Origin of the sequence: uncultured Maribacter sp. (assembly GCF_963977385.1) — a bacterium.
GTDB lineage: Bacteria > Bacteroidota > Bacteroidia > Flavobacteriales > Flavobacteriaceae > Maribacter.
In genome coordinates, this window is sequence record NZ_CAXBOU010000002.1 from 332,087 (window position 1) to 355,072 (window position 22,986).

The 22,986-nt window shown below is 34.4% G+C and carries 23 protein-coding genes; 7 read left to right on the plus strand and 16 right to left on the minus strand.

Annotation, left to right across the window (positions count from 1 at the left end):
* The first annotated feature begins 8 nt into the window (after positions 1-8).
* The gene (locus AAC084_RS04860; RefSeq protein WP_339837668.1) at positions 9-557 is read left to right on the plus strand and encodes an NUDIX domain-containing protein; all 549 of its coding nucleotides are present in this window, start codon (positions 9-11) and stop codon (positions 555-557) included.
* On the opposite strand, the gene hisS is transcribed toward AAC084_RS04860, so the two are convergent.
* From hisS to rpsF, 6 genes are all read right to left on the minus strand, one after another.
* Complete coding sequence (gene hisS / locus AAC084_RS04865) at positions 549-1,928, minus strand: histidine--tRNA ligase (protein ID WP_339837671.1); 1,380 nt, start codon at positions 1,926-1,928, stop codon at positions 549-551. The genes AAC084_RS04860 and hisS overlap by 9 nt on opposite strands.
* A gap of 81 nt (positions 1,929-2,009) precedes the next feature.
* The gene (locus AAC084_RS04870; RefSeq protein ID WP_339837673.1) at positions 2,010-2,486 is read right to left on the minus strand and encodes a DUF6495 family protein; all 477 of its coding nucleotides are present in this window, start codon (positions 2,484-2,486) and stop codon (positions 2,010-2,012) included.
* A 61-nt stretch (positions 2,487-2,547) separates the two neighbouring features.
* Positions 2,548-5,655 carry a TonB-dependent receptor gene (locus AAC084_RS04875; protein WP_339837676.1) on the minus strand — a complete coding sequence of 1,036 codons (3,108 nt, stop codon included), beginning with the start codon at positions 5,653-5,655 and terminating at the stop codon, positions 2,548-2,550.
* A gap of 103 nt (positions 5,656-5,758) precedes the next feature.
* Positions 5,759-6,211 carry a 50S ribosomal protein L9 gene (gene rplI / locus AAC084_RS04880; RefSeq protein ID WP_339837679.1) on the minus strand — a complete coding sequence of 151 codons (453 nt, stop codon included), beginning with the start codon at positions 6,209-6,211 and terminating at the stop codon, positions 5,759-5,761.
* Positions 6,212-6,224: 13 nt separating this feature from the next.
* Complete coding sequence (gene rpsR, locus AAC084_RS04885) at positions 6,225-6,521, minus strand: 30S ribosomal protein S18 (protein ID WP_027067300.1); 297 nt, start codon at positions 6,519-6,521, stop codon at positions 6,225-6,227.
* 5 nt (positions 6,522-6,526) lie between these two features.
* The gene (rpsF, locus tag AAC084_RS04890; protein ID WP_079513901.1) at positions 6,527-6,871 is read right to left on the minus strand and encodes a 30S ribosomal protein S6; all 345 of its coding nucleotides are present in this window, start codon (positions 6,869-6,871) and stop codon (positions 6,527-6,529) included.
* A gap of 229 nt (positions 6,872-7,100) precedes the next feature.
* Between rpsF and AAC084_RS04895 the strand changes: the two genes are divergently transcribed.
* The gene (locus AAC084_RS04895; RefSeq protein WP_339837682.1) at positions 7,101-7,793 is read left to right on the plus strand and encodes a LytTR family DNA-binding domain-containing protein; all 693 of its coding nucleotides are present in this window, start codon (positions 7,101-7,103) and stop codon (positions 7,791-7,793) included.
* A 54-nt stretch (positions 7,794-7,847) separates the two neighbouring features.
* Here the strand turns inward: AAC084_RS04895 and priA are convergent, their stop codons facing one another.
* The 4 genes from priA to nadC are packed head-to-tail and all read right to left on the minus strand — an operon-like array spanning position 7,848 to position 12,570.
* Complete coding sequence (gene priA / locus AAC084_RS04900) at positions 7,848-10,304, minus strand: primosomal protein N' (RefSeq protein WP_339837684.1); 2,457 nt, start codon at positions 10,302-10,304, stop codon at positions 7,848-7,850.
* A gap of 2 nt (positions 10,305-10,306) precedes the next feature.
* On the minus strand, positions 10,307-10,747 hold the full coding sequence (locus AAC084_RS04905; protein ID WP_339837689.1) for a DUF2147 domain-containing protein: 441 nt from the start codon (positions 10,745-10,747) through the stop codon (positions 10,307-10,309).
* Positions 10,744-11,712, minus strand: coding sequence for a YihY/virulence factor BrkB family protein (locus AAC084_RS04910; protein ID WP_339837692.1), 969 nt, complete (start codon positions 11,710-11,712; stop codon positions 10,744-10,746). Before AAC084_RS04910 ends, AAC084_RS04905 begins: the two co-directional genes overlap by 4 nt.
* The gene (nadC, locus tag AAC084_RS04915) at positions 11,713-12,570 is read right to left on the minus strand and encodes a carboxylating nicotinate-nucleotide diphosphorylase (protein ID WP_339837695.1); all 858 of its coding nucleotides are present in this window, start codon (positions 12,568-12,570) and stop codon (positions 11,713-11,715) included.
* Positions 12,571-12,636: 66 nt separating this feature from the next.
* Here nadC and rlmH point away from each other — a divergent pair, with 66 nt between their 5' ends.
* Complete coding sequence (rlmH, locus tag AAC084_RS04920; RefSeq protein ID WP_339837699.1) at positions 12,637-13,110, plus strand: 23S rRNA (pseudouridine(1915)-N(3))-methyltransferase RlmH; 474 nt, start codon at positions 12,637-12,639, stop codon at positions 13,108-13,110.
* Positions 13,111-13,140: 30 nt separating this feature from the next.
* Here the strand turns inward: rlmH and AAC084_RS04925 are convergent, their stop codons facing one another.
* The 6 genes from AAC084_RS04925 to AAC084_RS04950 form a co-directional block, all read right to left on the minus strand.
* Positions 13,141-13,959 carry a type IV pili methyl-accepting chemotaxis transducer N-terminal domain-containing protein gene (locus AAC084_RS04925; protein ID WP_339837702.1) on the minus strand — a complete coding sequence of 273 codons (819 nt, stop codon included), beginning with the start codon at positions 13,957-13,959 and terminating at the stop codon, positions 13,141-13,143.
* 178 nt (positions 13,960-14,137) lie between these two features.
* The gene (serA, locus tag AAC084_RS04930) at positions 14,138-16,030 is read right to left on the minus strand and encodes a phosphoglycerate dehydrogenase (protein ID WP_339837705.1); all 1,893 of its coding nucleotides are present in this window, start codon (positions 16,028-16,030) and stop codon (positions 14,138-14,140) included.
* Between the two features lie 142 nt (positions 16,031-16,172).
* Positions 16,173-16,961 (minus strand): alpha/beta fold hydrolase, encoded by a 789-nt coding sequence (locus tag AAC084_RS04935; protein ID WP_339837708.1) that lies wholly within the window; start codon positions 16,959-16,961, stop codon positions 16,173-16,175.
* A gap of 10 nt (positions 16,962-16,971) precedes the next feature.
* A complete protein-coding gene (locus tag AAC084_RS04940) occupies positions 16,972-17,667 on the minus strand; it encodes a DUF3307 domain-containing protein (protein WP_339837711.1) in 696 nt (231 codons plus the stop codon).
* A 1-nt stretch (position 17,668) separates the two neighbouring features.
* Positions 17,669-18,274 (minus strand): SatD family protein, encoded by a 606-nt coding sequence (locus AAC084_RS04945; RefSeq protein ID WP_339837713.1) that lies wholly within the window; start codon positions 18,272-18,274, stop codon positions 17,669-17,671.
* A gap of 101 nt (positions 18,275-18,375) precedes the next feature.
* Positions 18,376-18,828 carry an isoprenylcysteine carboxylmethyltransferase family protein gene (locus AAC084_RS04950; RefSeq protein ID WP_339837716.1) on the minus strand — a complete coding sequence of 151 codons (453 nt, stop codon included), beginning with the start codon at positions 18,826-18,828 and terminating at the stop codon, positions 18,376-18,378.
* A gap of 60 nt (positions 18,829-18,888) precedes the next feature.
* Between AAC084_RS04950 and AAC084_RS04955 the strand changes: the two genes are divergently transcribed.
* From AAC084_RS04955 to AAC084_RS04970, 4 genes are all read left to right on the plus strand, one after another.
* Positions 18,889-19,482, plus strand: a complete 594-nt coding sequence (locus tag AAC084_RS04955) for a non-canonical purine NTP diphosphatase (protein ID WP_339837718.1) — start codon at positions 18,889-18,891, stop codon at positions 19,480-19,482.
* A complete protein-coding gene (locus tag AAC084_RS04960; RefSeq protein WP_339837720.1) occupies positions 19,463-20,107 on the plus strand; it encodes a DUF4337 domain-containing protein in 645 nt (214 codons plus the stop codon). Before AAC084_RS04955 ends, AAC084_RS04960 begins: the two co-directional genes overlap by 20 nt.
* Positions 20,108-20,264: 157 nt before the next feature.
* Positions 20,265-22,106 (plus strand): DEAD/DEAH box helicase, encoded by a 1,842-nt coding sequence (locus AAC084_RS04965; RefSeq protein WP_339837722.1) that lies wholly within the window; start codon positions 20,265-20,267, stop codon positions 22,104-22,106.
* Positions 22,107-22,181: 75 nt separating this feature from the next.
* A complete protein-coding gene (locus AAC084_RS04970) occupies positions 22,182-22,952 on the plus strand; it encodes a carboxypeptidase-like regulatory domain-containing protein (protein ID WP_339837724.1) in 771 nt (256 codons plus the stop codon).
* Positions 22,953-22,986 lie beyond the last annotated feature (34 nt).

Consider the following 22,986-nt stretch of genomic DNA (forward strand, 5'->3'; position numbering starts at 1 on the left):
TTTATACTATGGATGAACTTATAGATATTTTAAATGCGGATGGAGAACCACTAGGCACAACTGCTATCAAATCTGAGGCCCATAAAAAGGGACTTTTTCATGCAACGGTTCATATATGGTTTTATACGGAAGATGGAAAAATATTATTACAAAAGCGGGCTTTAACTAAAGAAACGCATCCTAGTTTGTGGGATGTTTCTGTTGCTGGTCACATTGGTGCTGGAGAATCAATTGTAAATTCTGCAATTCGGGAAATACAAGAAGAAATAGGACTACCGGTAAAAGGTACTGAACTTCAAAAAATAGGTGTATTTAAATCCATTCAAAAACATTCTGAACAACTCTTCGATTGTGAGTTTCATCATACATTTTTAGTTAAATTAAAGGTTTGCTTAGAAAACCTAACCAAACAGCAAAGTGAAGTTGACGATCTAAAACTAATATCAATCAATCAATTTGAAAACGAGCTATACAATAAGGAATTGGCCAAGCAATATGTGCCACATTCTAAAAAATATTACACCAAAATTCTAAAGGAAATTAAACAATTACTTTAAGGTCGCTACAAATTTATCTACCTCAGAAAGTGGAAAGGTTATTTGATCACCGCTCTCCATATATTTCACCACAAAACTATTATTCTCTAGTTCTTCAGCTCCCAATAATATGACATAAGGTACCTTTCTGTTATTGGCATATTTAAATTGTTTCTGAATTTTCACATCCGAAGGATACAAATCTGATAAGACACCTCTCTTACGTAGTACAGTTACCAGTTTTAAAGACGCCAGTGCTTCTTTAGGCCCAAAGTTAAGGCAAAGCACATCTAAAGACTTATCGACAGCCTCAGGGAATAGATTTAATTCTTCCAAAACAAGATAGATTCTATCTAATCCGAAGGAAATTCCAACTCCACTTACGTCCTTTAAGCCAAAAATACCGGTAAGATCATCATAGCGACCACCGCCGCCAATAGATCCCATAGCTACTCCTTCAGGTGCAGATACTTCAAAAATTGCTCCTGTATAATAGTTTAGTCCACGTGCTAAGGTAACATCTAAAGCCAATTTCGCAGATTGTAAACCTAATGTTGAAATAGTCTCCATAATAAAACGAAGCTCTTCCAAACCTTTTTGCCCTTCTTCAGAATCTTTTAATAAACTATCTAAACGATTTAACTGATCTACATTACTTCCTTGAGGTTCAAATAAAGGTGCTGCTTTTTCGATAGCATCTTGAGAAATACCCTTGGCTAACATTTCTTTTTTAACACCTTCCTCCCCTATTTTATCTAACTTATCTAAAGCAACTGTAAAGTCAATCAATAGATGTTTAGCGCCGATTACTTCAGCAATACCAGCCAAAATTTTTCTATTATTCATTTTAATGGTAGCACCTTCCAACTTTAAATCAGAAAAAACCGCATCATACAACTGAATCAATTCAACTTCTTGCAATAAAGAATTTGAACCTACTACATCGGCATCACACTGAAAAAATTCTCTAAAACGACCCTTTTGAGGTCTATCAGCTCGCCAAACTGGTTGAATTTGATACCGCTTAAATGGGAAGTCTATTTCATTCTGATGCATAACCACATAACGGGCAAAAGGCACTGTTAAATCATAACGCAGTGCTTTCTCTGTAATTTTTGGAGCAATACTTGTAGAATTTTTAGAACTATAGGTAACATCATCAACTTTACTAATGAAATCTCCTGAATTCAAAATTTTAAAAATCAAACGATCTCCTTCTTCACCATACTTACCTAATAACGTATCTGAATTCTCAAACGAAGGTGTTTCAATAGGTTGAAAACCATAGGTTTGAAAATTTCTCTTGATGGTATCGAAAATGTAGTTACGCTTCGCAATTTCTGATGGTGTAAAATCGCGTGTTCCTTTAGGTATAGATGGTTTCTGTGCCATTAATTTTTTATTATAATGCAAATATAGCCTTCATAAAGTAAGACTACAATTAGGAATTAAGAATATAAAAAGTGAATAGTGCTACGAAGTCTCAATTACCTTTTCGAACCACTTGTATAGATCTCCTTTGGTAATTACAGCACCTTGTTGAAGTAACAAGAATTTGTCTACATTCTTATCATCGGTATAAGCCTTTGAAGCTGTCAAATAATCAACAAAGTCTGACTGCCAATTCTTCTTAAACCATTCAAATCCGATTTTGGTAGTTAAATCTAGATCTGGGTTCATCACTTTTACCGATATAAGCTTCATCTCTTTATCAGTCAAGTAAAACAAATGCATTTGATCTTTAGAAATATTTTCCAAATAGGAGACTTTTGTCAATACACCCTCCCAAACCAAATCACTAAATACATCCAATTCTTCTTCTGCCACTTTAGGCTTATCTCTTTTAATAGCATCCCATTCATCACCTGTAATTGATTGGGTAGCCAAAAAATTAATAAACTCTGGGTGAAGTTCTTCTAATTGTTCTTTTGTTAGCCTCGTGTATTTCATTCTGCAAAAATAAAAAGCCCTAACATATTTGTTAGGGCTTTTACAAGTTAATTTTAAACTTTTAAAAAATATAACGTAATCCGAATTGTGCTTGCCATCTAGACAATAGACTTGCGTCATAGCCAAATGTCTGAGTCAATTCTGGGTTAAATGTATAGGTTGGTATATTTGTACCTGCATCTACGCTTACACCTACTGGTTGTACATTGTTCGGTTGTTGAGTCAATCCCCAATCAGAACTAATCATGTTTCCAATATTCAAGACATCTATACTAAATTGAACTGTATGGGTTTTATTAGCCGAAACCTTAAAATTGTAATCTTGTAAGAACTTTACATCCCAACGGCCTCTCCATGGTGTTAAAGCTCCATAACGTTCTGCATACTCCCCTCTACGACCACTTAAATAATCATCTTGTGCAATATAATTATCAAAGGCAGCACCTTGACCTGCTCCAGAAAATTGCATTTGCCCTATTTCACTAGATGTCGGAACATAAATAAGGTCATTTATACCCGAACCATCTCCATTAATATCTCCACCATAGGTATAGTTGAATCTTCCGCCTTGAGCATATTCAAAAAATGTAGATATTGTAGTGCCCCATTTTTCGTTGCCATAAACCCAATTTTTACTTGCTACACCAATAAACCTATGCTTATCACCATATTTTGAAGGAGCCAAAACATCGGCATTCGCATCATTTATAACAGGGTTGCCAACAAAAGCATCTGAAGTAATTTCAGCTTCAATAGAGTTGACATCTTTTGCATCTAAATAACTATACGCCAACATAGCATACAAACCATTGTTGAAGGTCTTCTGACCTTTGAAAGAAGCATTCCAAATTCTTCCCTTATTAGAATTAGTGAACACATAAGGTCCGGCACCTAAACCAAAACTGTTAAGTAAATCACCTGAAGTATATGTCGCTCTATTATCTACCCCTGCCAAATTACCAGATGGCGAAGTTAAAGCCCAATTTTGAACATGTGGTCCGTTAATATCTTTGGTGTATGATAAATCTGCAGTAAGAATCATACCATTTTCTAATCGCTTATCTGCTCCAAGATTAGTTCTCCAAACTTGTGGAAATTTATAATCTGGATCAACAGCTTGCAAGAAAAATACATCTGGAGCTGCAATTTGATTTCCTAGCCATACAAAAGGAAAACGACCTGTAAATAAACCTGAACCACCTCTTATTTGTAAAGACCTATCTCCATTTACATCATAGTTAAAACCAACTCGTGGTGAAATCAACCAATCATTTGAAGGCATTTGTGTATTGTCAATGAATACCGTTTCTCCTGTATTAGGATTTTGGTATGGCTGATCAGCTATTACAAAACCTCTATCAATTACGTCTTGTGCTTTTTCTGCGGAATCAAAGAATAACGGCTTATCAAAACGAACACCGTATGTTAACTTTAATTTCTCATTAACGTTCCATTCATCTTGAACATAAAAAGCGAATTGACCTACATTCGTTTCTGCTAAAGCCCAACCTTCGCCATCAGGTACGCTATTGTTAGCATTAAAAGTAGCACGTGGTGAAGCAAAATCATACGTGGTAGCATCAAAACTTGCAATATCTACACCTCCAAATAAATCAAAACCGTAACTAGTTAAGTTAAATGAGTTATCAAACATGAATTTCTCTAGAGAAAAACCTACTGTATAAGTATGGTCTCCTTTGTAAAAATTGAGGTTGTTGGTAATTTGAATAACTTTTTGATCAAGTCTGTTATTCGCCGAGAATGGTTCGTGACCCGCAATTATATAATTTGATCCATCTTTAGAAATATTAATAGATGGAGCCGGTGTTGAAAACGGATTCCTATAATCGTTAAAATGCGTATAACCAACTTGTAATTTATTCGAAGCCGTTTCAGATAACGTTGAATTTAATTCTACTTGCACAGATTTAAGTTCATTATTTATTTCATATCCTGAATTTTGAAATTGCAACGTATTTGCATTTGGACCTCTAAATTGAATTGCCGTTGGGTGTGCTGGCTTCTCTTTAGATGCATTTAAAAAGTTATAAATAACTGCCAAACGATTGTTGTCATTAATATTCCAATCTAATTTGAAAAGTCCCTTCGTAGATTCAGAATCATGTGTAAAACCTTCATACGCTCCTGGATCGTAACCCACAGCCAATAATTGATTTCTTACTGAAATTAGATCACTTTCTAATACTCTAGACTCATTAATTGCTCCCGAACCCGTATTTGGTGCCCAACCGTTTGTTCCTAAATCTGTTCTTTCATCTTTTTCAAAATTTGCAAAAAAGAATAATTTGTTTTTTATTATTGGACCTCCAATGCTTACTCCGTATTGATTCTGTTCTAATTTAGGCTTTACTATTTCATCGCCTTTAATTTTTCCACCCGTCATATCCTCATTTCGGAAAAAACCATAGACCGTACCATGAAAGTCATTACTACCACTTTTAGTTACAGCATTTACAGAAGCACCTGTAAAGCCCGATTGGGTAACATCATAGGGTGCTGTTGAAATTTGAATTTGTTCAATCGCATCTAATGAAACTGGCTGAGCATCTGTCTGACCTCCTGGGGTTGCAGCATCTAGTCCGAATGGGTTGTTGAAAATCGCTCCATCCAAAGAAAAGTTGTTGAATTGGTCATTTCTACCACCAAAAGAATTACCACTTGCTGTAGGCTCTAATCTCGTAAAATCTTGTGCAGAACGCGATATTGTAGGTAATTTGGTCAATTCTCTTCTTCCAACACTTGTTTCAGCACCTGTACGGCCACTACTAAATGTACCTGACCTATCTGATACTACGACAACTTCATCCAAAGCTTGACTTTCTCCTACAAGATTGGCATCGATATTGAAAGTTTGACCTAATGATAAATAAACATCATTTAAAACGTAAGCTTTGAAACCTACATAAGAGATTTCGACTTCATAAGGTCCACCAACACGTAAATTCAAAAGGTTAAACCTTCCGTCTTCATTAGTTATTGAACCATATTTTGTACCCGTTGGGGTATGTACGGCAACAATATTTGCCCCAAAAAGTGGTTGATTTTGATCATCTTCTACATACCCTCTGATATTTGAGGTAGTGACCTGACCATAAACTGTACCTACAAAAAATAGACACAACAATTGAAAAAACAGTTTGTTTTTCATGAGAATTGGTTTTGAGTGAGTTATGAGTTATAACTCAAAAATACCAATAAAAAAAGAGCTATGCAGGCATAGCTCTTTTAAAACTTATTTAATAAGAAATAATTTATTTCTTATCTGCAATAACTTCAAATCCGAAATCAACTATAACCTCACGGTGTAATCTGATTTGAGCATTGTATGGGCCAGTTCTTTTTACTGCACCACCTAAAATGCTAATGAATTTTTTGTCGATTGCATGGCCATCTTTAGCTAATGCCTCGGCCAAATCACCATTAGTAACTGAACCGAATAACTTATCGGCAGCTCCTGTTTTAGCAGTGATTTTTAATTCTAAAGCTTTTAATGCCTCTTCGGTTTTCTTAGCGGCATCAACTACTTTTTTCTCTTTATGTGCTCTTTGCTTTAGGTTTTCAGCTAAAACTTTTTTAGCAGATGTAGTAGCCATAGCAGCTAAGCCTTGAGGAATAAGGAAGTTTCTTCCGTATCCGTTCTTAACATTAACTACATCGTCTTTAAAACCTAAATTCTGTACGTCTTCTTTTAATATAAGCTCCATGATTCTTTTCTTATTATTTTAATAAATCAGCAACATATGGCATTAATGCCAAATGACGAGCTCTTTTTACCGCTTGGGCTACTTTTCTCTGATACTTCAAAGAAGTTCCTGTAAGTCTTCTCGGTAATAATTTACCTTGCTCGTTTACCAACTTCAATAAAAAATCTGCATCCTTATAATCAACGTATTTAATACCTGATTTTTTAAAACGACAATACTTCTTTTTAGTGTTGGTCTCAATGTTCAATGGAGTTAGATACCTGATCTCCCCATCTTTCTTTCCTTTTGCCTGTTGTTGTAATGTTGCCATAATACTTAAGCTTTAGCGGTTTTTTTGTTTCTTGTTCTTCTTCTTTCTGCCCATGAAATAGCGTGTTTGTCCAACTTAACGGTCAAAAATCGCATAACACGTTCATCTCTTCTAAACTCCTGTTCGTAAGGTGTAACTACCTCACCAGTGTTAGTAAATTCGAACAAGTGGTAAAAACCACTTTTCTTGTTTTGGATAGGGTAGGCTAATTTCTTTAGCCCCCAATTCTCTTTAGCTACCATTTTGGCGCCATTGTTAATTAAGAAATCCTCGAATTTCTTAACTGTTTCCTCTATCTGTACATCTGATAGAACGGGATTCAAAATGAAAACAGTTTCGTAATGGTTCATATTATATTTGTTTTAAGGAGTGCAAAAATAGATATTATTTTAAAATAATTATAAGAAATACGAATATTCTTCGTTATTGAATGGTAACAACATTAAAAAACAAACCAAATCTTAATCATATCATCATTACCAAATACACGATCACCGCTGCATTGTTCACATCTTTTGTTGCAGTTCAGCAGGTTTTTTCGGTTCTTTGTCGATGATTTAACCCCACAAATCAGCCCTTATGAAGTTAAGAAGTATCATCGTTGACGATTCATCCATGCAAAGGATGGCCGTTGCAAAGTTGGTAAACAATCATCCTAATTTAACTATGGTAGCAGAATACAGTAACGCTATCGAAGCTAAAAATGGAATCAAGAACCATGAGATAGATCTTATATTTCTTGATGTTGAAATGCCAATCATCACAGGATTCGACCTACTCGAGTCACTAGAAAACAGTCCTCAGGTAGTTTTAATTACCGGTAAACCAGATTATGCACTTAAAGCATTTGACTATGATGTAACGGATTATCTACATAAGCCGATTACCATGGCACGTTTTGATGCCTCTGTTAAAAGAGCTGTTGCAAATTACGAACAATTACACCGAGTCAATGAAGATGAGGAGCATATTTTTGTAAAGAGCAACCTTAAGAAAAGAAAAGTTATTTTAAATGATATTAAGTGGATAGAAGCACTTGGTGACTACATAAAACTAGTAACTGATGAAGCTAATATCGTAATCTTATCAACAATGAAATCTTTTGAAAAGCAATTGCCAGAAGATAAATTCCTAAGAATACACAAATCTTACATCATTAACCTTGAGAAGGTTGAGAAATTCAACAGTAAAAATGTTGAAGTTAGTGGTCGATCAATACCATTAAGTAGAAACAAAAAGACAGAACTTGCGGAAGCGCTTAGTAACGTATAATATATGATATAATTTTACTTTCAAAAAAGACCGCTAATTAGCGGTCTTTTTTTATTATATATGGTCTACGTTATAAATTACCCTAACACTTCTATACATTGAAACTGCTTTAAACGATTTTTCTATGCGTCGAATGTTAGCTTTTGTTTGAGCCAAAGATTGGTCTTTTTGAATTTTTACTACGATATGTTTTAAATACTGATTTCGAATTCGTGCTACCGGAGGATACTCTGGCCCCAGAACAGTGCCACCAAAATTAGTACGTAATGCTCCTGCAAACCAATCTGCAGCTTCATTTAGCACATTATAATTTTTATGTTTGAAAGTAACCTTAATAATTCTGTTTACTGGTGGATACTTAAATTGCTCTCGCTCATATAACTGTTCAGCATACATACCTTCATAATCACTTGTCGTAACCTGCTTTAAAATCTGATGATATGGATTATAGGTTTGAATAATTACTTTTCCTCTCTTTTTAGTACGCCCTGCCCTACCCGATACTTGTGTCAACAGTTGATACGTTCTTTCGTGGGCGCGATAATCGGGAAAATTCAAAAGCGAATCTGCATTCATGACACCTACCAAATTAACATTTCTGAAATCGAGACCTTTCGTGAGCATTTGTGTTCCTACCAATATATCGAGTTCTTGCTGTTCAAACGCGGTAATTATCTTTTCGTAACCATGTTTACCTCGTGTAGTATCCAAATCCATTCGACCAACCTTTGCTTCTGGAAATAATTCTATAACTTCTTTTTCAATTTGCTCGGTACCGAATCCTTTTGTATCTAAATCGGGACTACCGCAAGCAAAGCAAATTTCGGGCACTGCAGTATGATGACCACAATAATGACAACGTAATTGGTTTCTATATTGATGATACGTTAGACTCACATCACAATTGGGACATTGCGGCGTATGACCACAAGTTAGACACTCTAATAATGGCGCAAACCCTCTTCTATTCTGAAACAATATAATTTGGTCACCTTCACTTAGTGTTTCTTGCATTTCCAATAAAAGCCTCTCAGAAAAATGACCTTTCATTCTTTTTTTGCGAGCAGCTTCCTTAATATCTACCAATTCTATTTCAGGCATTAAAACATTTCCGAAACGCCTAGTAATTTCAGCATAACCGTATTTACCCGTATTAGCATTATGATAACTTTCAACACTTGGAGTAGCTGAACCTAACAATACATTGGCACCATGCAAATTACCTAACACTATAGCAGCATCTCTTGCATGATACCTAGGAGCTGGGTCAAATTGCTTGAATGAGCTTTCATGCTCTTCATCTACAATGACCAAACCAAGTTTACTAAACGGTAAGTACATAGCCGACCGGGCACCAATGACCAGTTGCGCTTTTGGTTTAGCCTGTAAAACATTTTGCCATACTTCTACACGTTCTTGAACATTATATTTAGAATGATAAATGGCTATTTTTTCACCAAAGTACTCTTGTAACCGACTTATCAATTGTGTAGTCAAAGCTATTTCAGGAAGCAAATAAAGAGCCTGCATACCCTTTTCTATTATCTCCTCTATCAATTTTACATATACTTCGGTTTTACCTGATGATGTCACACCTTTTAAAAGGGTAACCTTATTTTGCTTAAAAGCAGCTTTAATATCGGTTAAAGCAGATACCTGGTATTCATTTAAATCTTTGGTTTCAGAATTATCAGAACCTCCATCATAATTAACTCTGTCAGTTTTAATAAAATACTCTTCTAAAATTCCTTTATCAACCAACGACTTAATAACGGCCTTAGATGTATTGCTCGATTTCTCTAATTCTGAAACTTTGAGAGGTTTTTGGCTTCTAACTTGTAATTGAAAAAGTGTAAGCACAACTTGACTTTGTTTAGGAGCTCTAGTCAATGAATTTAGAAGTTCTTCTAATTTTTCGTCCGTGCCATATTCTGCCCCTAACTTAACATACCGAACTAATTTAGGTCTATACTGCTCGTAAACCTCTTCTTTTAAAACAATGATTTTCTTCTCTATTAACCTTTGAAGAATAGGTAGCACATTTTTACGCTCAACAATAGCAGAGACCTCTTGAACTTTTAATATAGATTGATGTTGTAATGCTTCATACACTAAAAACTCATCATCTAAAAGTTCGTTTTCAACAACTTCGTATTCTGTATTCCGCAAAACCAATGTTTCACTTTCCAATAGAAAAGCCCCGGGCAGTGCACTGCGAACCACCTCCCCCAAGGTGCACATATAATAAGAAGCTATCCACTCCCAATGTTTAAGTTGTATTGGATTTACAATTGGATATTCATCTAGTAATTCATGAATTTCCTTCGCTTCATAAGCTTCAGGAGGTTTTTGATGAACACTATGAACTATTCCTGTATATATTTTTGATTTGCCAAAAGGTACCGCCACACGCATGCCTGGCTGAAGTAATGTTGCTTCCTCTTCAGTAATACTGTAGGTGAAACTTCGTTCTAGAGGAATTGGTAATATTACATTAATGAAATTTGCCATAACTATCCTTCCACTCGCAACCAAGTCTGGGTTCTGTAGATAAATGCCAAATATCCTCTTACTTTTAATTCGTTGTGATTATCTGGATTTAACCATATTTTAAATCTAAAAGTCATCGCTTGTTCGGGATCGAACAATCTTTTCCCTTTCCACTCTCCATCATGATGTTTCTCGCCCGCCGTAATAATCTCCATACCTTCCACCGGTTTATCCTTCAATTCTCCATCACATTTAACACAGGTGACACCTTCCTTTCCCTCTTCTAAAATTTTAACCACCTTACCAAACATCAATCCATCTTTTTTATAAATCTCAATAACACCTTTAGGTAAACCGGTACGGTCATCAATCGTTTTCCATTTTCCAAAAACAGATTGTGCCGAAACACTCAACGATATGAATAGAAAAAATAGAATACTTATTTGAACTGTTTGATTTATCATTCTTTTTTAGTGATTTTTCTTAATGTATTTAGGGATGCATTCAACTCGAACCCAAGTAGCAATATATTAGAATTTAACCAGATGTAAACCATTAATATCAATAATCCTCCCAAAGCACCATATAATTCATTGTATCTGGCAAATTTTTCAACGTAAATTCCGAAAAGGTATGAAGTGATTACAAACAAAATAGTAGTCATTAATGCCCCAATAGAAAAGAAACTGGCTTGCTTACCCTCTCTTGTGCCAGAATAATATAAAATAGCGGTTGTAAAGTAAGACAGAATAATAAAAAAAAGAACTTTGGCAATCTGAACCCCTATCACTTCGTCTTCACCCAAAATATAACCACCTTGTCTCGCTGCGAATTCAGATAGATATCCTAATACATAAAACTCAAAATATATATAAGCTACAAAGCCAAGTATAATTAATATAGCCAATATCAGACCCACCATCAATGCATAAACATACTGTCTAAAAAAATGACGTGTTAGCTCAATATGATAAGAAGTTTCAAATCCACCGAATATAGAATTGACCCCGTTTGCAATTAAAAATATAGAAAGTAAGAATGCAGAGGATAATAAACCACCTCTTTTCTGGTCTTTTATTTGTTGAAAAACTTCTCCGAAATAGTCACCTGTAGCACTCGGCAAAAAAGATTCTAAGAACAATTGAAATTGCACGTCAAAATCACCATGTTCAATACTAATATAGGATACTAAAAATGGCACTAAAGTTACCATAAAAATTAATAATGGAAACAAGGCCATAAATAGACTAAATGCAATAGCACTGGCACGTGTAGAAAGTGTACCTTTTAAAATACCCAGCACATACATTTCTAACAGGTCATACACAGAAAGGCCTTCAAAACCAGGTAATCGAAGCTTTTTCAATAACCTGACAAACCAATTTATTATTGGAATCTTATCTAATTTTTCCTCGACCTCTAAAGACATTTAAACCGCTTTTAAACTCAAATCCATATTGTAAACAGAATGTGTTAATGCACCAGACGAAATATAGTCCACCCCACAATTTGCATATTCCCTAATTGTCTTTTCATTGATACCGCCAGATGATTCTGTAAGACATTTATCACCTATTAGCTTAACAGCTTCCTTCGTGTCCTTATAATCGAAATTATCAATTAAAATACGGTATACTCCTTCAGATTCTAAAATTTCTTTTATTTCTTCTAAATTTCTTGCCTCAACAATAATCTTAAGATCTCTACCAGTTTCTTTTAAGTAATTTCTAGTCTTGTCAATTGCTTTTGTTATACCGCCGGCAAAGTCAATGTGATTGTCTTTTAGCATTATCATATCATAAAGAGCAAACCTGTGGTTTTCTCCTCCACCAATTTTTACGGCCCATTTTTCTAAAGCACGAATACCTGGTGTAGTTTTTCGCGTATCTAAAATTTTTGTTCCGGTACCTTCCAGTAAATTAACGAACATATTCGTTTTCGTAGCAATTGCACTCATGCGCTGCATTGCATTAAGCACCAAACGTTCAGCTTTCAATATACTTTGAGAACTCCCCTCTACATAAAAAACGATATCTCCGTGACTGACAGGTGACCCATCTTTTATAAGAACGTCTATTTTTAAGGTGGGATCAACAAAATAAAATACCAACTCGGCAAAATCAACCCCAGCAATTATACCCTCATCTTTTACCAATAGTTTTGCTTTACCAACAGCTGTATCTGGTATACAAGCCAAGGAGCTATGATCACCATCACCAACATCTTCACGAATGGCATTTGCAATTATTAATGTAATTTCTTCCTTAAATTGTTTTTCTGAAATCATATATATTAAAATCTATTGTATTGCTAAATTACAACTCCATTTGCGAAATTGATTTACTTTTGAAATATGACTATAAAACTTTTAGCCATTGGCAAAACCGATAGTTCTCAACTGCTAGAACTTATTGACGTTTATCAAAAAAGATTACAACATTATATCAATTTTGAAATTGAGCTTATTCCTGATTTAAAGAAAACCAAGAATCTATCTGAAGAACAGCAAAAGGAAAAGGAAGGCGAACTTATTCTTAAGAAACTAACTGCTTCAGATGTTTTAATTCTTTTTGATGAAAAAGGGAAACAATATACTTCTGTTGAATTTTCGCATTATCTTCAGAAGAAAATGAATTCAGGAATAAAACAATTGGTCTTCTTAATTGGCGGACCTTATGGTTTTAGTAATGATGTATATGCTAAAGCATCAGGGAAAATCAGTCTTTCAAAAATGACTTTTTCACATCAAATGGTGCGCTTATTCATTACTGAACAAATTTATAGAGCTTATACCATTTTGAAAAACGAACCTTATCATCATAATTAGAAATAGACAAAAAACAGGCTATAATTGATACTACTGTTCTTTTTCTAAAGATTTTACCATGTTATTTGACACATCCTCTAAATCTTTAAGCTCTTCCATTAAAAAAATTATTAGCTCTTCTTTATGTTCCATATTTTTCTCTATACCTAAAACATGATGAAAGTTTTTAATATTTTTCATGTGAGATCTGAAAGCATGGGTTTGATGCCATGATATCTCCTTTAGCTTTTTATTCTGACTAGATATTTTTTTTATGGAAGGGTTAATAAAGAAGAATATCTCTAAAACAAGAATAACCAATGAAAAAACAGCAAGTTCTAACTCAATAATCATTAATGCTTTTATTTTCTTTTCCGATGATTTTTGAAACTGAGAAACAACTATATCCATAATCGATAAGAATTGATCTACCTCGGCCGACAAGTCTGCTATCGAAACTTCTTCTAACTTATTAAAGTTATCTAAATTATCTAAAATATAATTTAAATGTGGCTGCAGTTTATCAAAGTTGATTTGGACATTTTCATCTTCCAAGGGTTCTAAACCTATAGCATCATTCCCTTTCTGTAAAGATTCATTTGTACTAGACAATTTAGTTAATGCCAAACGCATTTTACCATAGTCGCAAGTAGAATACCTACACTGATATAAATTTTTAACGATCATTTGAGACAACATACGTTGTCTACCGGCAACATTAATTCTTAATGCATCGCGTCTTTGTTCTGCTAAGGAAAATTGAATTATAGATTGTATTGCTATAGTCAATACAATCACCGTAAAAACTAACAGGTAATAGTTATTAAAACTCTTCTTCTTTTTTAATTTTTCAAAAAACTTTCTTAACATTTTTAAAGATATTTCCTACAAAAATTAAAAGTACAATAATACAATACCGTATTTAAACAAATGTTGTGATTACGACTTAAACAATGGTGAATAGGCTAATTGCACCAGTCTAATAACTATGTAATTAACCTACTAATTTTTATAAAACTCTAATAAATCTTTAAATACAGTCTAGCTTCTAGTACAAAACTCTGAACTTAATGGTATTCTCTACCTTCTTAAGCGCTTTTAGAACATCTTTATTGTACTCTTTGTCTAAATCGGTTATTACATAACCAACTTCATTATCGGTAGAAAGATATTGACTGGAAATATTTAACTCGTACTCTGCCAATACCTTATTGATTTTAGCCATTATACCAGGAACATTCTTATGAATATGTAGAAAACGGTGTGATTTGTTTTGCTTAGGCAAACGAATGTTTGGGAAATTAACTGCATCAACTGTATTACCCGAATTGATATAATCCATTATTTTATTTGGAACAAAATCGGCAATATCACGTTGTGCTTCTTCTGTACTACCACCAACATGCGGAGTTAATATCACATTAGGAAATCCTTGTAATTTTGTTTGAAAACCTCCATTACTTGCGGGCTCATCAGGATATACATCAACAGCTGCACCACCAATATGTCCGTTTTTCAAACCTTCTGCAAGTGCATCGATATCTACTACAAAACCTCTTGAAAGATTTATTAGCATTGCGCCTTTCTTCATCTGTTTTATCTCACGTTCTCCTATGAAGTTTTTATTAACCTTATTATCATCTATATGCAAGGTTACAACATCAGAAACATTTAATAAATCTTCAAGCGTATTACATTTTACGGCATTACCGAGTGCCAACTTATCATCGACATCATAATAATATACACGCATACCCATAGCTTCTGCCAATACAGATAATTGCTTACCTATATTACCATAACCAACGATACCTAGATTCTTACCACGTACTTCTCTTGACCCAACTGCTGTTTTTTGCCATTGTCCCTCATGAATCTCCCTACTACGGTCAAATACACTTCTCATTAGCATTATAATCTCACCTATTGCCAATTCTACGACAGATCGCGTATTACTATATGGCGCATTAAAAACTACAACCCCATTTTTCTTAGCATTCTCTAAATCAATCTGGGTAGTACCTATGCAAAAAGCACCTACCACCAAGAGTTTATCGGCGGCATCCAATACAGTTTTGGTTACTTGTGTTTTCGAACGGATACCTAGAACATGTACGCCCTTTATTTTTTCAATTAGCTCTTCTTCAGATAAGCTATGTTTAATTAATTCTACAGAAAATCCATCTTCAGAAAGATTTTCAAATGCAGCTGTGTGCACATTTTCTAATAGTAGAACCTTAATCCTATTTTTCGGGTACGAGATATTTCTTGGCAACTTGTTCACAAATAAAAATTCATCTAAACTTGGTGTAACATAATCCGCATTATTAGCGGCTTTTTCTCTATGCACGTTTTCGGTATAAGCAAAAAACTTGTGGGCTATACCTGCCTCGCGCATTACATAATCACTGTACCCATCTCCTATAACTTGAACTTCTCCATCCAAATTCATTTGCCTAAGACAATCAATTTTGCCATTATGCTGAGATAGTACATTGTTTTCATCGAAACCGATGATATTCCCTTCTTCGTCGAATTTAAATGTATTTGCATACACACGATCAGAAGGTATATTATACTCTTTTACTATAGGATCAATAAACTCTTTAAAACCACAGGATATTACATAAATATCATCGGCATACTTTTGAAAGAACTCTTTATTAGATTCTATAGACTTCGATATTTTACTACGAAGTTCTTTAACTAGACCTTCTAAATCACCTTTTGTTGCGTGTAATAATTTAATTCTGCGCTCTAATGACTCCGTAAAGGAAATATCACCGTCTATGCCTAGATTAGTAATTTTTTGTATTTCCTTAATAATCTCATCTTTATCAGACCTTCCTTGCAAAGTCATTTCTGCAAGCACATCTAAGCCCTCTACCCTAGTTAATGTACTATCAAAATCAAAAACGTATTTTCTACTCACTTCGACCATTTCTACACTTTCGTTTTAGATAAATATTCTTGAAATTAAAATAAGAAGCAAAAGTAAAAATTTAATTTATCCTGATAAATGTTATCTCGTAAATAAAACAAAAATGATTGGTTATGATGTAAAATAATTAAAAGTCATGGTTTTACTCTAAAAATTTAAGCACCTGCTCAGAAAAGCCTTCTGTTTTATATGTTCCATTATGATCCCCAGGTACTCTAACTACTATACCATTCGTAAAAGCATCACTCAATTCTTTTGCGTTCCCATTATCAGCATCCTCATCACCACAAATCACCATAACATCAATCGTTATTTTTGACATTTCTTTTTTAGATGTTACGGGTTGATATTTTTGCTGTAAATGCAATGACCTCATATCTGCATTAATCGATGTAGCATAGTCTACCGCACCTTTGGTTATTTCATTCACTTGACCATCAAAGGCTTTTGCAAACATAATTCTTCTATCCCATTTTGGATTAGTAAAATCTATTCCCATACCCCCTAAAACAGCTTTATCTATTCGCTTATCTTTAGTTAGTAATTTGGCCAATACAATACTCCCTCTAGAATACCCTACTGCTTTATAATGTTGAATATTCAAATGGTCTAGTAGTAATTTTAAATCTTTAACTTCTGCATCTTTCTTATAGGCCTTATTTTCTTGTGGCTTGCCTGAATCGCCGTTACCCCTTAAATCTGGCACAATAACTCGATATCCTTTATCAAGTAAATCTTTTTTTAATTGGGTGTTATCCCATGATTTTCTTGAATTTATAAAACCATGAAGCAATACTATCGGTTCACCTGACCCCTCATCATTATAAACAATATTTACACCATCGAAAGACTTAAATGTTTTAGCCTGCGAGATACCTACATAGGTACATAAACAAAGTAAAATACTGAATAAAAGGTACTTTTTTTTCATGTTTAATAGATTATGAAATATAAAGAAGTCCCGCTAAAATTGCTAATCCGAAACTGACCAAGGTACCAATTAGAATATATTCAGTAAGCTTTCTATTGTTTCGTTCTTTTAAGTCATTAAACCTAAAAACTGATTTTGCAGCTATCAAAAGTCCGATTACTTCCCACCTACCAATTACTATAAATATAAGCACAAACAGTCTTTCTATTATCCCAATATATTTACCTGCATTTGGTAATGATTTATGATCTGTTTCTATTTGATTGGACATTCCTTCAAGAATCTTACCCATTATAATTGCTGCTGGGTAGGTAACAAAAACAATGGCAGTTATTAAAGACCAATCTAAATTTTGAAAGAGTGTTAGCGTATGCTCATATAAATTAGCATAAAAAACACAGCAATAGATAAGTGCTATATGTAAGCCTTGATCGATAAAAAAAGGAATGCTCTTATTCTTGAAAAATGAATTAGTATACAGTTTTAGTAGGTCGATAAAAAAATGACCTATAGAAATTACTAGTGCTATTTTCCACAAAGACAAATCCCACAAAAGAAGCATATATATCGCAAAATGCAGCAGCACATGGAAGTACAAGTATTTTGACGTAACCCTATGCGATTCTTTATGAATCACCCATTTTATTGGCTGAAGTATAAAATCACCTATTAAGTGACCTAAAATTAATTTTATGAATATCAACATATTAATTATCTATTATCACCTCTTCATAATAAGACAGTACATCTAAAACCAAATCTAACCTTGCTCTTTTTAGTCGTTGACTGACAGCTGACTGTTTAATCCCTAATTTTTGAGCAATTTCCTTTTGTGAGTATGTCGGGTGGTCTAAAACCAGGGTAACTATTTCAGCAGACACTACACTCCAAGCGTCCATAAAATCTAATGCCAATTGTAGAATTAAATTAAGTGTGCGGTCTTTTTCATCTATTCCTGTGGCAATGCTAAGATTAACTTTACTCTCTTTAAGTGATTCAAAGTTTCGCCCTGAGCGTTGGTATGCTGGTCCGTTTGATTCTGTAACCCCTGTACCGATATAGGTCTCTAAACCTATACCGATACCCATTCTTACATCTAACCCTTTTATAGCTTTTAACATCGCCTTAATACGAATCGCCGTAAACAATGCATTCTTCTCTGTAACCTTTAATTGAAATTCGTCGCCACGATAAATTTCCCAATTCATGGGTGATGCACCAAATTGATTGAAGTATCTCTTCAATAAATCCATCCATTGAGAACTTGGATGATTTTCAGAATTGATTATATCTCCTGTAATAATTGCTATCATGATTATTAATTAAAAAGCTAATATATTCAATTATAAGCAAATTACATAATATTTTGAAATATTAGCTTTAATGTTAATATACAGATATAGGATTCATATTCTCAAAACCAACGTCTAGTTAACGTACAATATTCTTTATATGAACGTCCAAATTTATCCAAAAGAACACGTTCTTCGGGTATTATCTGAAAACGATTCATATACCCAACAAATGCCGCTGCAATCAACATATTAAAAGCATTGCCTAAAACAATACCCAACCCCAATAAAACAAGAAGCATGGCTAAATACATTGGGTTTCGAGAAAATTTAAACACTCCATTAATCACCAGATTAGAAGCTTTGTCGGGTTTGGTGGGGTCTACCGTAGTCTTTGCTTTATAAAATTGAAAAAGAGCCAGCAACCCAACTAAAGCAGCTAAGCCCAATAAAACCTTAGAAAGTAGCAAACGACCAAAAAAATCAAAAAAGCCAAAAGGTAAAAATGTTGCTAATACATACATGCTCAATCCGAAAAGCAAAAACACCAAAGCAGGTGGTAATTTTAGTTCCATTTTATAAAATTACTACTTTTGATATTCAAAATTCAATAAACCAGTTCCCAAATTAAGAACATGAAGCTTGTATTCGCTACACACAATTCTAATAAATTAAAAGAAATTCAACAACTAGTACCCGAATTCATAGAACTGGTTAGTTTAGATACCATAGGGTGTACAGAAGAAATACCAGAAACAGCAAAAACCCTAGAAGGCAATGCCAAAATAAAAGCTGATTATGTAACTAAAAATCACAAACTTCCATGTTTTGCCGATGATACCGGACTACTAGTAAACTCACTCAATGGTGAACCTGGTATATACTCTGCACGTTATGCTGGCCCGCAGAACGACTCACAAGCCAACATGACGAAACTATTAAGCAACTTAATAGGTAAAAATGATAGATCAGCTCATTTTAAAACTGTAATCGCATTAAACCTAAACGGCGAAACACATATATTTGAGGGAATAATAGATGGCGAAATCATCGAAGATAAAAAAGGTAAAAATGGTTTTGGCTACGACCCCATTTTCGTGCCAAATGGCTATAATGAAACATTTGCACAATTACCGTTATCCGTAAAAAACGATATTAGCCATCGTGGTCAGGCTTTTAAAAAATTGATTGCATATTTAAATAACATTAATGTTACAGGACAAAAATAACAGAGAAACCGTAGAAGTATCGGTAGCATCAGAAAGAGCTGAAGCTATAGGCGGAGTACTTATTGCACTATTTGCCGCACTAATGGCCATATCACAAATGGTGAACGGAGAATTAGAGGAGGAAATGATGATTGCGCACAACAATGTAGTAAGTTATTCTAACTGGTATCAAGCTAAAAGTATCAAAGAAAGTTTAAAAGAAAGTGAACTTAATTATTTAAGTGCGTTAATTAATAGCGGCATTATACCAGATGAAAATTCACCAGTTATAAAGCAGAAAATAAATTCTGTAGAACAACAAATAGAAAAATATGGCGCTGAAAAAATAGAAATTCTAATTGGCTCGGCTCAAGTAGGTGAAGAAAACTGGGTGCAGGACCTAGAAGGAGAAATGGGCGAAATTGTAGGTGTTAAGGAATGGCAACAACTGGCTGCAACTTACGACTATGCTACTAAAAAATTTGATTACGGCATGCTTTTCTTTCAAATTTGCATCGTGCTAGGGGCTGTCTGTATAATTATTTATGATAACCCTATTCTTCAAAAAAGCTTAATCGTACTAATGATCATCTTTGGCATAACAGGCACCTTTCTTTCTATATATGGTTATTTCTTGGCTCCATAATATAACTTCTCTATTAATTACGTCAGTTCAATAATTAGTAGTACCTTTGCAAATTAATTAACGCCGCTGGTATAGCATGTGTTACGCTGAGTCTAATAGGTTATGTTCGATAATCGCTCTATGTAACATTCATATTTGCGATTTAGAATAACATATTATGATAAAGTTTGAAGCACTTGGACTCCAAAAGTCCTTATTAGATGCTGTTGCTGATTTGGGTTTTGAAACCCCTTCAGAAGTACAAGAAAAAGCTATTCCAATCTTATTGGAAAGCGAAACAGATTTGGTCGCCTTAGCGCAAACCGGAACAGGAAAAACCGCAGCATTTGGTTTTCCACTAATTCAAAAAATAGATAGCAATAGCAGAACCACACAGGGATTAATTCTTTCTCCTACACGTGAGCTATGCTTACAGATTACTAAAGAAATGCAGGCGTATTCTAAATACGAACGTAATATTAATGTAGTTGCCATATACGGTGGTGCTAGTATTACAGACCAAGCAAGACAGATTAAAAAGGGTGCACAAATTATTGTTGCCACACCTGGTAGAATGAAAGATATGATCAGTAGACGTCTTGTGGATATTTCCAAGATCGATTACTGTATTCTTGATGAGGCAGATGAAATGCTAAATATGGGCTTTATGGAGGATATTAAAGATATTCTTTCCAATACACCCAATGAAAAATCTACATGGTTGTTTTCTGCAACAATGCCCAAAGAAGTTTCTGTAATAGCAAAGAAATTCATGCACTCTCCACAAGAGATTACTGTGGGAGCAAAAAATTCTGGCGCTTCAACCGTACAACATGAATATTATGTTGTTGGCGGTAGAGATCGTTATCCTGCTTTAAAAAGATTAGCAGATACCAATCCAGATATATTTTCAGTTATTTTCTGTAGAACAAAACGTGATACACAGAAAGTTGCCGAAAATTTAATTGAGGATGGCTACAACGCTGGAGCCTTACATGGGGATCTAAGTCAAAACCAACGTGATTTGGTAATGAATTCTTTTCGCAAGAGACAGATTCAAATGCTTGTTGCTACAGATGTAGCGGCACGTGGTATTGATGTTGATGATATTACTCACGTAATCAATTACCAATTACCTGATGAAATTGAAACCTACACGCACCGTAGCGGTAGAACAGGTAGAGCTGGTAAGTCAGGTATCTCTATGGTAATAATCACACGTAGTGAACAACGTAAGATTAAAGCTATTGAAAACAAAATCAATCAGAAGTTTATCGCTAAACAAATTCCTACGGGAATGGAAATCTGTGAGATTCAATTGTATCATTTGGCAAACAAAATTAAGGATACAAAAATCAATGCCGATGTAGAGAATTATTTACCTGCAATCAATGATGTTCTTCAAGGAATTGACCGCGAAGAACTGATTAAAAAAATTGTATCGGTAGAATTCACAAGATTCTCTAACTATTATAACAAGTCTAAAGATTTAAATTCATCTAGTAGCGGTAGAGATAGAGATGGCGATGGAGATAGAAGTGATGGCAGAAGAGGTGGCGAAACACCAACTAGTGGTGCTGTTCGTTACTTCATAAACGTTGGTGAAAAAGATGGTTATGATTGGATGTCCCTAAAAGACTTCATTAGAGATACAGTTGGCCTAGGTCAAGAAGATGTTTTTAAAGTTGATGTAAAAGAAAGCTTTTCATTTTTTAATACTGAATCTGAATCTACCCAACAAATTCTTGACAAATTTACCGAGTTTAAAGTTGACGGACGATTTGTAAATGTAGAAGTTTCCAAAAACCCTGGTGGTGGCGGAGGCGGTAATCGCAGAAGTAGTGGCGGCGGCGCTGGCTTCAAAGGAAAAAGAAGCGGCAGAAGAGATGATGATCGTGGTGGTAGAGGAAGAAAAGATGGAGATCGAGAATCAAAAGGAAGAAGCCGAGCTCGAAGTGAATCTAGCAGTCCTAACTCTGGAAAAAGACGTAGCACTAAAAGAAAGGGAGATTTCTTTTAGTTAATTGTATATTAAAAATACGCTTCGGCGTATTTTTTTTATTTTGTTTGTATCCTTAAACGTGGCGATAGCAACATGAAATATATTTTTATAGCATTATTTATTTTCTTTTCCCTTATTAGTTTCTCACAAGATTCAGATGATGTTCAACGCATAAAAGCGGTAGTCGTAAATGCACAGACCGAATCGCCATTAGAAAGTGTTCACGTAGTTAACTTAAACCAAGTTTTTGGAACAATTACTAATGAAAAAGGAGAGTTTTCAATTGCAGCAGCAGTCAATGACACGCTATACTTTTCTTTTCTTGGTTTCAAATCTCAAAAAATAAGGATTACAAATGACATGTTTAAATTTGAGAATACAGAAATAGCTTTAACTGAACTAGCGTATGCCTTAGAAGAAGTTATTGTAAGACCTTATCAACTTACTGGGTATCTAGAAATAGATGTCAAAAATCTACCTATAAACAATGCTTATCAATATAGTATTTCTGGTTTAGGTGTTAGTTATGAGGGTGGCAATAAAAACCCTAGTGCCGTTACAAAGGTGTTGGGCGCTATTCTTAACCCCGCAGATTTACTGCGGAACCTCTTTGGTAAGAAACCCGCGCAAATGCGTAAGCTAAGACAAATGAGAGAAGATGATGAAATTCGTAATTTATTGGCCTCTAAATTTGATCGTGAAACACTAACCGAATTTCTTCAGTTAGAAAAAGTTGACATTCAAGATATTCTCAACAATTGTAACTACTCCAGATCGTTTATTACCACAGCTAATGACCTTCAAATTTTAGATGCCATTAGTAGCTGTTATGAAGAGTATAAAGTTTTGAATAGAAAAAGATAATATTTTTTAGATTCAATTCCATGTTATAGCTTTA

Bases quoted from the DNA above. Each gene is read 5' to 3' on its own strand.
- AAC084_RS04895 (WP_339837682.1), top strand. From the start codon at position 7,101: ATGAAGTTAAGAAGTATCATCGTTGACGATTCATCCATGCAAAGGATG.
- AAC084_RS04910 (WP_339837692.1), bottom strand. From the start codon at position 11,712: ATGTCTTTAGAGGTCGAGGAAAAATTAGATAAGATTCCAATAATAAAT.
- AAC084_RS04955 (WP_339837718.1), top strand. From the start codon at position 18,889: ATGAAGCTTGTATTCGCTACACACAATTCTAATAAATTAAAAGAAATT.
- AAC084_RS04945 (WP_339837713.1), bottom strand. From the start codon at position 18,274: ATGATAGCAATTATTACAGGAGATATAATCAATTCTGAAAATCATCCA.
- rpsR (WP_027067300.1), bottom strand. From the start codon at position 6,521: ATGGCAACATTACAACAACAGGCAAAAGGAAAGAAAGATGGGGAGATC.
- AAC084_RS04970 (WP_339837724.1), top strand. From the start codon at position 22,182: ATGAAATATATTTTTATAGCATTATTTATTTTCTTTTCCCTTATTAGT.
- AAC084_RS04860 (WP_339837668.1), top strand. From the start codon at position 9: ATGGATGAACTTATAGATATTTTAAATGCGGATGGAGAACCACTAGGC.
- hisS (WP_339837671.1), bottom strand. From the start codon at position 1,928: ATGGCACAGAAACCATCTATACCTAAAGGAACACGCGATTTTACACCA.
- AAC084_RS04935 (WP_339837708.1), bottom strand. From the start codon at position 16,961: ATGAAAAAAAAGTACCTTTTATTCAGTATTTTACTTTGTTTATGTACC.
- AAC084_RS04960 (WP_339837720.1), top strand. From the start codon at position 19,463: ATGTTACAGGACAAAAATAACAGAGAAACCGTAGAAGTATCGGTAGCA.
- AAC084_RS04905 (WP_339837689.1), bottom strand. From the start codon at position 10,747: ATGATAAATCAAACAGTTCAAATAAGTATTCTATTTTTTCTATTCATA.
- priA (WP_339837684.1), bottom strand. From the start codon at position 10,304: ATGGCAAATTTCATTAATGTAATATTACCAATTCCTCTAGAACGAAGT.
- AAC084_RS04925 (WP_339837702.1), bottom strand. From the start codon at position 13,959: ATGTTAAGAAAGTTTTTTGAAAAATTAAAAAAGAAGAAGAGTTTTAAT.
- rplI (WP_339837679.1), bottom strand. From the start codon at position 6,211: ATGGAGCTTATATTAAAAGAAGACGTACAGAATTTAGGTTTTAAAGAC.
- rpsF (WP_079513901.1), bottom strand. From the start codon at position 6,871: ATGAACCATTACGAAACTGTTTTCATTTTGAATCCCGTTCTATCAGAT.
- AAC084_RS04950 (WP_339837716.1), bottom strand. From the start codon at position 18,828: ATGGAACTAAAATTACCACCTGCTTTGGTGTTTTTGCTTTTCGGATTG.
- serA (WP_339837705.1), bottom strand. From the start codon at position 16,030: ATGGTCGAAGTGAGTAGAAAATACGTTTTTGATTTTGATAGTACATTA.
- AAC084_RS04940 (WP_339837711.1), bottom strand. From the start codon at position 17,667: ATGTTGATATTCATAAAATTAATTTTAGGTCACTTAATAGGTGATTTT.
- AAC084_RS04965 (WP_339837722.1), top strand. From the start codon at position 20,265: ATGATAAAGTTTGAAGCACTTGGACTCCAAAAGTCCTTATTAGATGCT.
- AAC084_RS04875 (WP_339837676.1), bottom strand. From the start codon at position 5,655: ATGAAAAACAAACTGTTTTTTCAATTGTTGTGTCTATTTTTTGTAGGT.
- rlmH (WP_339837699.1), top strand. From the start codon at position 12,637: ATGACTATAAAACTTTTAGCCATTGGCAAAACCGATAGTTCTCAACTG.
- AAC084_RS04870 (WP_339837673.1), bottom strand. From the start codon at position 2,486: ATGAAATACACGAGGCTAACAAAAGAACAATTAGAAGAACTTCACCCA.
- nadC (WP_339837695.1), bottom strand. From the start codon at position 12,570: ATGATTTCAGAAAAACAATTTAAGGAAGAAATTACATTAATAATTGCA.